The 14,531-nt window shown below is 54.2% G+C and carries 9 protein-coding genes; 6 read left to right on the top strand and 3 right to left on the bottom strand.

From position 1 onward, the window contains the following. Positions 1-90 precede the first annotated feature (90 nt). From DG177_RS15565 to DG177_RS15545, 5 genes are read left to right on the top strand one after another with little or no spacing between them, the layout of a single operon-like run. The gene (locus tag DG177_RS15565; RefSeq protein ID WP_337658930.1) at positions 91-1,608 is read left to right on the top strand and encodes a tryptophan halogenase family protein; all 1,518 of its coding nucleotides are present in this window, start codon (positions 91-93) and stop codon (positions 1,606-1,608) included. Next, positions 1,608-3,482 carry an alpha-amylase family glycosyl hydrolase gene (locus DG177_RS15560; RefSeq protein WP_108812325.1) on the top strand — a complete coding sequence of 625 codons (1,875 nt, stop codon included), beginning with the start codon at positions 1,608-1,610 and terminating at the stop codon, positions 3,480-3,482. The genes DG177_RS15565 and DG177_RS15560 overlap by 1 nt, the downstream gene beginning before the upstream one ends. 25 nt (positions 3,483-3,507) lie before the next feature. Further along, complete coding sequence (locus DG177_RS15555; RefSeq protein WP_108812324.1) at positions 3,508-5,118, top strand: alpha-amylase family glycosyl hydrolase; 1,611 nt, start codon at positions 3,508-3,510, stop codon at positions 5,116-5,118. A 2-nt stretch (positions 5,119-5,120) separates the two neighbouring features. After that, a complete protein-coding gene (locus DG177_RS15550; RefSeq protein WP_337658929.1) occupies positions 5,121-7,175 on the top strand; it encodes a glycoside hydrolase family 97 protein in 2,055 nt (684 codons plus the stop codon). Between the two features lie 18 nt (positions 7,176-7,193). Then, on the top strand, positions 7,194-8,708 hold the full coding sequence (locus tag DG177_RS15545) for a tryptophan 7-halogenase (protein ID WP_108812323.1): 1,515 nt from the start codon (positions 7,194-7,196) through the stop codon (positions 8,706-8,708). 6 nt (positions 8,709-8,714) lie between these two features. On the opposite strand, the gene DG177_RS15540 is transcribed toward DG177_RS15545, so the two are convergent. Genes DG177_RS15540 through DG177_RS15530 form a run of 3 tightly spaced genes read right to left on the bottom strand, consistent with a single transcriptional unit; the run spans position 8,715 to position 13,049 of the window. Further along, positions 8,715-9,929: an HlyD family efflux transporter periplasmic adaptor subunit gene (locus tag DG177_RS15540; RefSeq protein ID WP_108812322.1), complete on the bottom strand. Its 1,215-nt coding sequence runs from the start codon at positions 9,927-9,929 to the stop codon at positions 8,715-8,717. A gap of 4 nt (positions 9,930-9,933) precedes the next feature. Beyond that, a complete protein-coding gene (locus tag DG177_RS15535) occupies positions 9,934-12,318 on the bottom strand; it encodes an FtsX-like permease family protein (RefSeq protein ID WP_108812321.1) in 2,385 nt (794 codons plus the stop codon). Next, positions 12,312-13,049 (bottom strand): ATP-binding cassette domain-containing protein, encoded by a 738-nt coding sequence (locus DG177_RS15530; RefSeq protein ID WP_108812320.1) that lies wholly within the window; start codon positions 13,047-13,049, stop codon positions 12,312-12,314. The genes DG177_RS15535 and DG177_RS15530 overlap by 7 nt, the downstream gene beginning before the upstream one ends. A 273-nt stretch (positions 13,050-13,322) precedes the next feature. Here DG177_RS15530 and DG177_RS15525 point away from each other — a divergent pair, with 273 nt between their 5' ends. After that, positions 13,323-14,387, top strand: coding sequence for an NAD(P)-dependent alcohol dehydrogenase (locus tag DG177_RS15525; protein ID WP_337658928.1), 1,065 nt, complete (start codon positions 13,323-13,325; stop codon positions 14,385-14,387). Positions 14,388-14,531 lie beyond the last annotated feature (144 nt).

Raw genomic sequence — 14,531 nt, 5'->3', positions numbered from 1 at the left:
TCTGTTGACAATGTCCTAAGCTTGAAGGGTCATTGTGAACGGGTCCGGCAGTCGGCATAACTGTGTAGTAACTGGATGAGGGAGGCGGCAATGCAGAAATTTGTCATTGCCGGCGGGGGGACCGCTGGCTGGATGGCAGCGGCAGCACTTAGCCGTTTCCTCGGTAAACAGGCCAACATCACACTGGTTGAATCCGATGCGATCGGAACGATTGGCGTCGGCGAAGCCACAATACCTCAGATCCGTCTTTTCAATCATGGCCTCGGCATTGACGAAAATGCCTTTGTTGCGGCAACCCAGGGCAGTTTCAAACTTGGCATCCAATTTGATGGATGGAGCGGAGAGGGCCAAAACTATATCCATGCATTTGGCAATGTCGGCCGGCAACTCGGGCTAACCAGCTATCACCATTATTGGCTCCGCGCGCTGAAAAACGGCATAAATTCTGACTTATGGTCTGCCAGCCCCTGCGCCATGGCTTCGTCAGAGAACCGGTTCGCGCCGATTGAAGAGAAGCCTGGTCAACTCCCTAGCGGCGTCGCCTATGCCTATCATTTTGACGCTGGGCTTTACGCGAAATTCCTCCGGCAATATGCCGAAGCTGCCGGTGTTAAGCGCATCGAAGGTCTGATTGCCAAGGTTGCGCAAGATTCCGAGAACGGCGCCATCCGTTCGCTTCATCTGGAATCTGGACACGTCGTCGAAGGTGATTTTTTCATCGATTGTACCGGCTTTCGTGGTCTGCTGATCGAAGGTGCATTGAACGCGGGCTATGACGACTGGCGCCATTGGCTGCCTTGCGATCGTGCAGTAGCGGTGCCGTGTGAAGCGACCAAATCGCTTACGCCTTATACCAAAGCATCCGCACGCAAAGCGGGTTGGCAGTGGCGTATTCCTCTGCAGCACCGCACCGGAAACGGCCATGTCTATAGCAGCACCCACATAACAGATGACGAAGCGGCTTCGATCCTGCTCGATAATCTTGACGGTGCCGCCTTGGACACACCCCGGACATTGCAATTCACCACCGGGAAGCGCAAGCGCGCCTGGGTGAAAAACTGTGTTGCGCTTGGCCTGTCCGCAGGTTTCATGGAACCGCTGGAATCAACCAGTATTCATCTCATCCAGTCCGCCATCGCGCGGCTTTTGCAGCTCCTCCCGGGCAATAAGATCGCGGATGCGGATGTCACCGAATATAACCGCCAGACGGACTTTGAATGGGAACGGATTCGTGATTTTCTGATCCTGCACTACCATGCCAATGGCCGGAGTGAACCGTTTTGGCAGGCAGTCCGCGATTCCGACATTCCAGATAGCTTGGCCCACAAAATTGCGCTTTTCAAAGCAAATGGTCGGATCGTCCGCGAACATGAAGAATTGTTCACGGAGGCTGGCTGGCTACAGGTTCTCATCGGACAGGGGATAATCCCTGAAGGTTACCATCCCCTCGCCGATCAGCTCAGCGAGAAAGATCTGTCTGAATTCCTGAAACTCGCGGGCCAACACGCCAAGACAGTGGCGTCACGCATGCCGGACCACAGCGAATATATAGCGCGCCATTGTGCCGCCCAGCAGCATTCCTCCCCAACCAACAGGATCGTAGCATAATGATAAAGAAGATTTCTTTGCTGGCCAGCTTAGCAGTGTCGACATCGCTTTTAAGCGGTTGCGAGCAAGCTGAAGCGCAAGATGCTCCGATCTATGGCAATGGTGAAGCCTCGGTTGCACTGGATAGCGTAAGGGCGCGGTTGCCCGAAGATGAGATTATCTATTTCGTGCTGCCAGACCGCTTTGAAAATGGAGACCCGCAAAATGATAGCGCAGGTATCGAAGGCGGGCGACTAAAATCCGGCTATGATCCGACCCATAAAGGCTTTTATCACGGCGGCGATTTGAAAGGGTTGACCGACAAGCTTGATTATATTCAGGGGCTTGGCGTTACCGCCATATGGTTTGCGCCCATCTTCAAGAACAAGCCGGTACAGGGTACGCCCGGAAAGGAAAGCGCTGGCTATCACGGTTATTGGGTCACTGACTTTACGCAGGTCGATCCGCATTTCGGCACCAACGACGAATTCCGCACATTTGTTGACGCGGCGCATGCGCGCGGGATGAAAGTCTATATGGATATCATAGCCAATCACACAGCGGATGTCCTTTACCCCAAGGAATGCGAAGGCAAAGCAGAGTGCGGTTATCGCAGCAAGGCCGACTATCCCTATCAGCGCAAGGGCGGCGTGAGCGGCACCGCGATCAACGCAGGTTTTGCCGGTGATGCAGCAATGACAGCCGAAAATTTCGCAAAACTGACAGATCCAACCTATGCATACACCCCGACCACGGCGGCGGGAGAGGAAAATATCAAGGTTCCCGCGTGGCTCAATGATCCGATCTGGTATCACAATCGCGGCGATACGACTTTTAAAGGAGAATCTTCACGCTATGGCGATTTCGTCGGCCTGGATGATCTGATGACGGAAAACCCGCGCGTGGTAGACGGGTTTATCGAGATATTCGGTGACTGGATCGACGATTATGGCATTGATGGCTTTCGCATCGATACCGCCAAACATGTGAACCCTGAATTCTGGACCCGCTTCACACCCGCCATGATGGAACGCGCGAAAGCCAAAGGGATAGATAATTTTCATATCTTCGGTGAAGTCTTCGCTCATGAAGTTGATCCCGGTTACCTGGCCCAATTTACGCACCGCGACGAGTTACCAACTGTCCTCGATTTCGCGTTTCAGGTCGCAGCACGCGATATGCTGACTGGTAAAGACGGGACGCACATATTCGACAAGCTCATTAATGGCGATGTGCTTTATGCCGGTGGCGAGGCCATCGCGCGCCAATTACCGACCTTTCTGGGAAATCACGACATGGGCCGGATGGCTCATATGCTTGATGCTGCTTATCCGGACGCCAGCGAAGAAGAGCGGCTTGCACGCATATCGCTTGCACATGTGCTGCTGATGACCACGCGCGGCGTACCGACCATATATTCCGGTGATGAGCAGGGCTTTGTTGGCGACGGTGGAGATCAAGCCGCGCGTGAGGACATGTTCCCTAGCAAAGTCGATGTCTATAACGACAACCGCCTGATCGGCACGGATGCAACCACCGCCACCGCGAATTTCGATGAACAGCATCCGCTTTATCTACTCATCGGCAAGCTCAGCGAAATACGAAAGCAATCGCCGCAACTGCGCTATGGTCGAACGGTATTGCGCGCCAGCAGCGAGAAACCGGGTTTACTCGCCTTTACCCGCGGCGAAGACGATGGAACCGAAGTTCTTGTCGCGCTCAATATGACCAACGAAGCGATCGAACAAAATGTCGAGGTCGGCACCAATTCGACGAGTTTCTCTGCGCTCGCAGGCCAATGTCCCGCTACCGTTTCGGCGCCCGGATCGGTCTCCATCAACCTCCCCCCGCTTGGCTATGTCATCTGCCAGGCTACTCCCCAAGACAAGAAGTGAACACGTGCTCCAGAAATTGCATAATATGACTGATATAAACCCCGAAACCGCCACACCATGGTGGAAGGGCGCCACAATTTATCAAATCTACCCACGCAGCTTTGCCGATAGCAACGGCGACGGTATTGGAGATCTTGCTGGCATCACCGCTCGTCTGGATTATATTGCCAAGCTGGGTGCCGATGCGATCTGGTTGTCTCCCTTTTTCAAATCACCAATGAAAGATTTCGGCTATGACGTGGCCGATTATTGCGATGTCGATCCAATTTTTGGCACGCTGGCTGATTTTGATGCCCTGATAAAGCGGGCGCACGAATTGAATTTGCGTATAACCATTGATCAGGTCTATTCTCATACCTCTGACCAACATGCGTGGTTTGCCGAGAGCCGCAGCAGCAAGGACAACCCAAAAGCCGACTGGTATGTCTGGGCTGACGCCAAACCCGACGGCTCACCGCCAACCAACTGGCAATCGGTCTTTGGCGGCCCGGCATGGACGTGGGATGCTCGGCGTGGACAGTATTATCTGCACAATTTCCTTACCAGCCAGCCACAACTTAATGGTCACAACGCGGAATTGCAGGAGGCGTTGCTCGGCGTAGGCCGTTTCTGGCTTGACCGCGGTGTCGATGGTTTTCGCATCGACGCGCTGAATTTTGCGATGCATGATCCTGAATTGCGCGACAACCCCCCAGCGACACCATCGAACAAAAAACGCACACGCTCTTTTGATTTTCAGCGGCGACTCTACAATCAATCGCACCCGGATATTCCAGCATTTGTGGAACGTATCCGAGCGCTCACCGACGAATATGACGGCTGTTTTACCGTCGCCGAAGTCGGTGGTGATGATGCCGAGCGGGAGATGAAATTGTTCACTGCGAGTGAAACCCATCTCAACAGTGCTTACGGTTTCAATTTTCTCTACGCCGATGCTTTAACCCCTCGCCTAGTGCGAGAGGCGGTTGAGCAATGGCCAGATATTCCGGGCGTGGGTTGGCCAAGCTGGGCATTCGAAAATCACGATGCCCCGCGAGCTGTTTCACGTTGGGTCGCTCCGGAATATGCTGATGCTTTTGCCCGGATGAAGATGCTGCTGCTGGTCGCACTGCGCGGCACGATCATCATCTATCAGGGTGAAGAACTGGGCCTTACACAGGTCGACATTGCCTTTGAGGACCTCCAGGATCCTGAGGCGATTGCGAACTGGCCGTTGACGCTGAGCCGCGATGGCGCACGCACCCCGATGCCGTGGCAATCCGGTGTCCCTAATGGCGGTTTTTCAGAAGCACAGCCGTGGTTACCGGTATCGGATGATCATCATGCTCTGGCCGTGGACAAACAGCAAGCTGACCCGTCATCCCTGCTAAATCTCACCCAGACGCTGGTCTTGCTGCGCAAAAATCACGAAGCGTTGCGGTCTGGTCGATTGAACGTCCTCCAAGCCGACGGCGATCTGCTGGTCTTTGAACGTGAGGCCGGAAACGACACGCTGATCTGCGCGTTTAATATGGGTCCCAATGATCTGACCTGGGCCAAGGATGGCGGCGCTCTTGTCCATTCAGTGAATGACGCCACAAGCAGCAATCTGCCAGGATATTCCGGCATTGTGCTGTCCAAAACCCAAGGAGAATAACCGTGGTCAACGCCCCCGTCCGCAACGTCTTGCTGCTGATCGTGGCATTTCTATCCGCACCGGCCTTGGCAGAAGATATCGCCTCGGTGACCTCACCGGATGGCCAGATCAAGGTTTCGTTAGAAATTAATGGTGAAGGCCGTGTGCAATATGCGGTCACAAGAGGCAGCAACGCGATCATTGCTCCATCGCAACTGGGCTTTCAGTTCACCGATGCCATCCCAATGGCGCGGGGCTTCGCGTTTGATGGTGCCGAAACCAAAACAGTGGATACGCAATGGAATTTACCCTGGGGCGAACGCACAACGGTGGTAGATCGTCATAATGAATTGGCCGTCAGGGTTCATGATATGGGCGGCAGCAAAGGAACTGCAAAACGCCAGTTAACCGTCCGTTTCCGGGTTTTTGATGACGGCATCGGTTTTCGCTATGAACTGCCTGCACGAGCGGACGGAAAGCCATGGAAGATTGCGAATGAGAGTACCGAATTTGTGATCGCGCAAAAGGGTGTGTCCTGGTGGACGCCCGCCGGTGACTGGAACCGCTACGAATATCTCTATCACGAAACTTCAATTGAAAGCGTTTCATCGGCCCACACACCAATTACGATGAAACTGGCGGACGGCACTCACCTGTCTTTTCATGAAGCAGCGCTGGTCGACTATGCTGGCATGTGGTTGAAACGGGTCGAGGGACGACGTTTCCGTTCGACTTTGGCACCATCCAGTCGTGAGGCACGAGTAACACGGTCTGGCGCGTTTACGACGCCGTGGCGGACCATCCGGATCGCAGCCGATGCACCGAACCTGTATGACAGTGACCTGGAATTGAACCTCAACGAACCCAATAAGCTTGGCGATGTCAGCTGGGTAAAGCCGTTCAAATATATCGGTGTCTGGTGGGAAATGCATTTGGACACCGCCAGCTGGGCTTCTGGTGAGAAGCACGGCGCAACGACGGCCAATACCAAACGTTATATCGACTTTGCCGCTAAACACGGCTTTCGCGGCGTGCTGGTGGAAGGCTGGAACAAGGGCTGGGACGGCAATTGGTTTGGCAATGGCCGGGAATATTCGTTCACCGAAACCTATCCTGATTTCGATATTGAATGGCTTGCCGACTATGCGCGCAAGAAGGGAGTCCGCCTGATCGGTCATCATGAGACCGGCGGCAATATCAAAGTCTATGAAGCACAGTTGGAAGATGCGATGGCGCTATATGAAAAGCTGGGCATTGACGCCGTGAAAACAGGCTATGTCGCCGATGCTGGCGGGATCATTGCACCAGGCGATGATCCGGATAGCGAGCGCTTTGAGTGGCATGATGGACAGACCATGGTCCGCCATCATCTGAAAGTCGTTGAAACAGCAGCCAAGCATAAGGTCGCTGTTAACCCGCATGAACCCATAAAGGATACAGGCCTGCGCCGCACTTATCCCAATTGGGTCAGCCGCGAAGGTGCGCGGGGTATGGAATATCAAGCGTGGGGCGAACCCGGCAACGGACCCAGCCATGTGCCGACCATGATATTCACTCGGATGCTTTCGGGACCAATGGATTATACGCCGGGTGTATTCTCGCTAAAGGGCCGTGATGGCCGGGATCTGGAATCGACATTGGCGCGGCAATTGGCACTCTATGTGGTTCTATATTCGCCAATCCAAATGGCAGCCGACCTGCCAGAAAATCTCGCAAAATATCCAGAAGAGCTGGCTTTTCTTGAACAGGTACCAGTGGATTGGGCGGAAACGAAAACGGTTGCAGGTGAAGTCGGCGACTATGCGGTCATCGCCCGCAAGGATAAAGCGAGCGAAGATTGGTATGTAGGCGGAGTGACCGACGAGGAAGCCCGGAACATGATGATCGACTTGTCCTTTTTAACGGAAGGCACGGACTATGTTGCAACGCTTTGGCGCGACGGCGACAAGGCTGATTATCGCACAGCAGCGCGTCATGACATAGAAATCGACAGTCGCAACGTGACGGCCAAGGACGAATTGCCGGTGCGCATCGCCCCGGGTGGCGGCTTTGCAATTCGCTTGACGCCAGCCAATTGAGCAGAGCATCAGGATGACATGACTGATCCCGCAGCCAAAGATTTTATCATATTGGGCGGCGGGACGGCCGGCTGGATGGCGGCTTGCCTGTTGGCCGACCAATGGCGTGATCGGGGTGCAAAGGTCACGCTGATTGAAAGCAAGGATATTGGCATCATCGGTGTTGGCGAAGGCTCTACACCGCAATTGAAAGCCTTTTTTGACAGGCTCGGAATAGCAGAAAGCACATGGATGCCCGCCTGCGATGCCACCTATAAAAACGGTATCAGCTTTCACGGCTGGTCCAATCGAGCGGGTTATGAAAGCTATTTTCATCCCTTTCCAACTCCGCTTGATAGCCACACGGCCGCTAAATTCTTCTACAACACACAGGCCCGGCGAACCGGACGAGACGTTGCCGCCCATCCTGATCACTTCTTCCTGCCTGCTCTTTTGGCCGCGACAGACAAAGCGCCAATTGCACCTGAGAACTTCCCGTTAGAGCCGAGCTACGGATATCATTTCGATGCGCACAAAGTTGGCGCGTTTCTGGCTAACCATGCGACAGAAAAACTGGGCGTCAGGCATGTCGAAGGCAAGATCGAACGGGTCGAACGGCACGACAACGGTGACATCAAAGCGCTTGTTGCCGACGATGGCACCCGCATTGCCGGAGATTTTTTCCTCGATTGCAGCGGTTTTCGCGCGATCCTGTTCAATGGTGCTTTGGAAGAATCCTTTCTTCCCTTCTCGGATAATCTGTTCAATGACAGCGCGGTTGTGATGCCGACAGCCCGCGCAGACGAGGCCCCGTTGCCGAGCCAGACCAAGGCGACAGCATTATCCGCTGGTTGGGTCTGGGACATTCCCCTGACCTCACGCACTGGCAATGGCTATGTCTATTCCTCTTCCCATATTGATGCCGACAGAGCCGAACAAGAATTACGCCAGCATCTGGGTGTCGGAGATCATGGCGACGCGCGGCATCTGAAAATGCGGGTGGGGCGGGTGCGCAACAGCTGGTCGCATAACGCTCTCGCCATTGGCTTGTCACAGGGTTTCCTTGAACCGCTGGAAGCGACCGCGTTGCATATCGTCATGGCAACGGTAGAGCAGTTTATCGGATCATTTGAGGCTGGTGCATTCACACCGCAACATCGTGATCGCTTCAACGCCGATATCGCAGCCCGTTATGAGGGCATTCGTGATTATATCGTCTGCCACTATAAGGTGAACCGCCGCGAAGATGTCGCTGGCATAGATTATTGGACGGCCAGCCGAAATAATCAGAATCTATCCGATCAGCTGAAAGCTATGCTGACCAGCTGGTTCACTGGCGCTGATCTGAGCGCAGAAATCTCCCGACTGGATATCGCGAAATATTACAGCGCGATTAGCTGGCACAGTCTGCTTGCTGGCTATGGTATATTTCCCGATGACGAAAAAATAATCGCGCCCGGGGATGACATCGTTCTTCATGATATGGAAGAAATTGATCGCTTTCTACAACGCTGCGCCATCAACTTTGAAAAGCACGACCACTTTTTAGGCTGATCATATTTATGACTTCCGCAGGCGCACCGAAGTTCCATCTTCAATCTTCTCGCTGGGATGGAGAATGACATAATCACCTGATTCCAGTCCCTCCAATATTTGCGCTCGCTGATCATTCATCCTGCCGATCTTTACCCGAACCAGCCTTGCTTTACCGTTGCGCTTGACGAAAACTGACCAGTTGCCGGCATCACGAAACAACGCGCTGATCGGCACTTGCAAGACATTGTCGCCAGACCATTCAACCAGCCGGGCAATCACGCGAAACCCATGACCAAGGCGTGCTCGTGCGGCTTGCGGGTCAACAAAGTCAATCACCACATTCACCCGCTGTTCCTCCACGCCCAACGCAGAAATTTTGGTGAAACCAAATGGTTCTATCCGCTGGACCTTGCCCTTTAGCGGGCGATCGCCGCCCCAATTGTCGATCAATACATCACTACCCGGCTTCACTTTGACCGCATCACTCGAGAGAAGGTCCGTTACAATCTCGATATCTGCAGGGTTACCCAGTTCCATGATTGCCGACCCGGCCGTCAGCAAGGTTTCACTCTCTTGTGCCACCCGCAACACCGATCCACTCTCAGGGGACGTGATATCCAGTGCATTGCCCCTGCTGCCGTCGAAGGAAGGACCCATCAGACTGGCTCGTGCAGCTTTGAGATCAAACTGCGCGGTCTCGTGCGCCTGCAAGACTTCCGCAACATGAGCAGCACTGCTGTCGCGTGCCGCCCTAGCTGCATCATGCGCGGTTCTGGTCGCAAAACCCCGCTTGAATATCGCATCAGTCCGTTCGAAATTGGCTGCTGCCAACTGCCTGTCGGCTTTGGCCTGACTGATCCTCGCAGCGGATGATCGGACATTGGCTTGCAGCGCTCGGACATGCGCCCGAATCTCAGCCTCGCTACGTGGGTTCTGAAAATCCGGCTGAGCGGGAACCATGCGCGCCACCACAGTTTTGCCAGCGACGACTTGGTCTCCGGCTTCCAGATCAACCCTTAGCAAACGGCCGTTTATCGGCGCAGCAACGATGAACATGTCGCGCACCCGGGTTTCTCCTTCATCGTCAATTGTGACGAGCAAGGGAGCCTCAACAACCTCTGCTATATCGACATCAATCGGGGGTGTGCGGATCGCAAAGAAGATCGCCACCAACATAAGCAATATAATCGATCCGATGAGAATTCTCGGTCCAGGGCGGCTGAAATGTTTCTTGGCCATTTTCTTACTCCCTCGTTTTCAATACGCTGACAAGGTTGAGCCGATCCAGTCGCCCACGAACAAATAAGGCGGACAAGGCGGCGGTTGCGAGAACGATCAATATGGCAATAGCGACAGTCGCTACGGACAGCGCAAAGGGGATGATGAACAGGTCACCGCTGACGGCTTCGCTGATTTGCTTGGATAAATAATATCCGAACATCATACCGAGTGGCAGTCCCGCCATCACGATCAACGCCAACTCACCCAGTAAAATGTAGGAGACTTCGGACCGGCGATAACCCAGAACACGCAGTGAAACGAGATCCCGGGCTCGTTCCGCCAGACTGATCCGGGCGTTATTATAGACCACGCCAAATACAATGAGGCCGGAAAATGCCACATTGAACAATCTGACGATGCCCATGGTTTCGCCGATTGTTTCTTCAATGCCGCGAAGAGCCGCAGCGCGCTGCGAAAATCCGGCGATCATCGGCATGTCTTTCAGCCGCCGATACAATCTGTCAGTCTGGGTCGCGTCGACGCTCAAATAGGCACCAGAAGAAAGCTCTGCTTCTCGCATGATCGGTCCAAGATTCTTGAAATCAACATAGGCAGGATTGCTAACCGGGCTGCTGAGGATGCTGGTTACCGGCATTCTGATTTGGGGCCGCCGTCCATCAGTAACCTGGATGTCGACCATATCCCCGGGACCAACCTCCAATTCCTTTGACAAGCCATAGGATATCATCAGGCCCTGTATCGGCGGTTCGACAATACCATTTTCGAGATCGACCAAACGGTTGAGATCCCCTGCCGGTTTCAATCCCGTGATTGTCTCTGATTTGGAACGATGCCCGGCGCTCAGCTTCGCACCAATATAGCGCACGGGTTCAACGCGCATGACACCAGGCAGCCGAGCAAGCTCAAACAGGGCGCGATCGTCGCGATCCTCTGAAAAAACCACATTGACGTCTGCCCGGTTCGCCTGGTTGAACATCAGATCGATCATCATACGGACATTATCAGTCGATCCCGCGGAAGTGATGTATAGCCCAAGGGCAGCTGCAATACCGACGGACCCCAGCATTGATCGTAATGGCCGGCGAGCCACCCCGCGCAAGATGATCCGCGTGGGCTCATCCAGCCCCTTGATCCGTCCGACCAATCGCGCGAAGCCTCCCGAATAATTGGGCGGTACAGGCGGGCGCATTGCTTCGGCCGCAGTAAGCTTGCCAATCCGTCTTACGGTCTGTGCGGCACCCAGTAACACAACGAGAATAGCAACCAGGCAGGATATGAAAAATACATCAAAACCCGCGCGATAGGTGAGGAACGGGAATACAAAAAATTCCTGATACAGCCCAGCCAGGCCCCGTCCCATCCATGAGCCCAAGAGGATACCAAGTGCCAGCCCGGGGAGCGATAGCACTAAAGCAAGCTTGGCATAGTGAAACATGATGGTTCGACTGCGATAGCCAAAGGCAGTCAGCAGGCCAATAATCTCGCGCTCCGCTTCTACCAGCCGTGACAGAACCATGTTTATAAGAAATGCGGCAACGCCGAGGAATATCGGCGGCAATATGGCCGTCATGCTGCTAAGCTGGGTCAGCTCATTCTCCAAAAAGCGATCGGAAAGCTGGTCTTTTCTGGGCGTTGCCCCGCGTCCACCATAGCGCTCTAGGATAACATCGACCTGATCGATTACATCCTGCACATTGCCGCCGCGTTCCAGCCGGATCAGAGCTTCGTTGAAACTGTTGGTAGAATTGAGCGCGGCGGAAAGATGCTCCTGCCCCATCCACAGCACACCAAAGCGGCGATTATCCGGAAAAATCTGACCGGGCCCGATCGCATAGACATATTCCGGGGACAGCACCGTCCCGACGATACGAAAGCTTTGTCTCGTCCCGTAGAGCAACCCGTCAATATCATCGCCAATACCGATGCGAGCGGCCTCTGCAAACTTCTCGCTAGCCAGCACTTCGTCCGGACGGCCGGGATCGGGCAGTCGGCCACTACGCAATACCAGTGCATTGACAGCAGGCATACCAGAGGCTGGCAGGGAGTGGATGCGCGCCGTTATCGGCTCCGATATACCGGGAATGTCAAGCGTTGCACCGCTGGTCAGGCGGCCTTCAACCACACTGACACCTTCAATGGCGCGAATGTCATCAAGCAGGCTATCGGGAACACGTACAGCTGATGCGAAAATATCAGCGAAGCGGTAACGGTCATAATAAGCGTCGCGACTAGCCTCCAGAGACCGCATCATCCCGAATGACATCACAACCATCCCGATCCCGGCGGCAATGACCAGTGCGATGGCCAGCGCCTGCGATCGCAGCCGCCAGATATCACGGAGAAGTTTGCGGTCCAGGGACCCCAACCAGGCAGGTAAACTTACCATTGCATCGCGGAAGGCGCCACGCGCTTTGGATTGTCACGATCTTCCACCAGCGCGCCGTCGGCAAAGCGCAACAGCCTATCAGCCATATCGGCAATCACGACATTATGAGTGATAAGAAGGGTTGTGGTGCCAAGTTCCCGGTTAACCTGATCGAGAGCCTCCAGAACCCTGATGCCGGTCTGACTATCCAGCGCACCTGTGGGCTCGTCGCAGAGCATTACTTTGGGTCGCTTGGCGATAGCGCGGGCAATAGCAACCCGTTGCTGTTCCCCGCCGGAAAGTTGCGATGGAAAATGATCTATCCGGTCTTCCAGACCAACCATGGCCAGCGCATCTTCTGCAGTCATCGGGTCTTCAGCAATTTCGGTAATCAACGCGACATTTTCCCGTGCAGTCAGGGAAGCGACAAGGTTGTAGAACTGGAACACGAAACTGACAGAATTGCGCCGATATTCGGTTAGTGCGGATGGATCAAGCGCGGTTAGCTCCTGATCCTCGAACATCACCGTTCCCGCAGTTGCGTCGTCTAGTCCGCCAATTATGTTTAAGAAGGTGGACTTGCCTGATCCGCTGGCTCCCAGCAGTACCACCATGGCAGATTTGGGTAGATCCAGGTCGACACCGCGCAGCGCAGATACAGCCGTAGGTCCTTCGCCATAGATTTTTGTCAGCCCGCGTATGGAATAGAGGCTATCACGCTCTACCGTCGCTGATTTCAAAGGCTGGGACATCACAGGCCGCTATGGGTCAGCCATTTGGCGTCAATACCGATAAGCAACAATTTGTCTCGATGCTTCAGCACGCCGATCTTCCCATATTTGATTGTGAGAACAGAGAATTTAGGCTGCTGTCACTGTGCAGGCGATAGGTATTATTACGGAACAAGACGGGTGTGGCTCCACCCTGACTACGCGCAATTGCGTAGAGACGGATTTGTCCGTTTTTCATAAATTTCCCGAAAGGATTAGACGTTTCAAAGGAGTCTTCCCCCTATGGAAAATCATATGAAAGCAGCGATTTTTATCGAGCCCGGTAGGATCATATTGGGAGAAAAACCGATCCCCGATATCGGCCCCTTAGATGCACTGGTCCGGATTACCACGACCACCATTTGCGGGACCGATGTTCACATATTGAAGGGTGAGTATCCGGTGGAAAGTGGCCTTACCGTTGGCCATGAACCGGTGGGAGTGATCGAAAAACTTGGCTCTGCGGTTGAAGGCTTTACCGAAGGCCAGCGCGTTATCGCCGGTGCAATTACACCGGCCGGCACTTCCTATGCCTCATTGTGCGGCTTTCATGCCCAGTGCGGAGGCCAGGCGGGTCACGGTTGGAAAGCCATAGGCGGCTGGCGGTTTGGGAATACAATTGACGGTGCTCAAGCCGAATATCTCAAAGTGCCTGACGCAATGGCCAATCTTGCTCCGGTACCGGATGGACTGACCGACGAACAGGTGCTGATGTGTCCCGATATCCTGTCGACTGGGTTCAGCGGAGCGGAATCCGGGAAAATTCAAATTGGCGACACGATTGCCGTGTTCGCTCAGGGCCCGATTGGGCTTTGTGCAACGGCCGGAGCCAAAATGATGGGCGCGACAACTATCATCGCAGTGGAGTCAATTCCCGAACGGATGGAAATGTCGCGCAGCATGGGTGCCGATCATGTTGTCGATTTCAGCAAAGTTGATCCTGTGGACGAAATTATGCGGATGACCGATGATCGCGGGGTTGATGTATCGATCGAAGCTTTGGGCAAGACGCAGACATTTGAGGCCGCCTTACGGGTCTTGCGGCCCGGGGGTACATTGTCATCGTTAGGCGTCTATTCTGAAGATCTGACCATTCCGCTGGACGCCTATTCCGCCGGTTTGGGTGACAATAAGATTGTCAGCACGCTGTGTCCTGGAGGCAAGGAACGGATGCGCAGGTTAATGGATGTGATCGGATCCGGACGGGTAGATGCCCGGCCGCTGGTCACCCATCATTTTGCGCTGGATGATATCGAAACAGCCTATGACCTGTTTGCCAACCAGCGTGACGGTGTCCTGAAAATCGCAGTCCAGCCGTGATCGCTGATTGATGAGCTTCGAGGAACAATATGCGGCCAAGTCGACCTGCGCAGACAAAGCCGCAGCTGATGTTTCATCAGGATCTCATCGCCATGAGCATTGCGGTCGTCGAACCGCTTAAACTGCTCTCCGCTTTTGCAGCGC

Origin of the sequence: Sphingorhabdus sp. Alg231-15 (genome assembly GCF_900149705.1) — a bacterium.
Lineage (GTDB): Bacteria > Pseudomonadota > Alphaproteobacteria > Sphingomonadales > Sphingomonadaceae > Parasphingorhabdus.
Note: the sequence above shows the minus strand (reverse complement) of the source record. Positions and strands in the feature narration are given on the sequence as shown.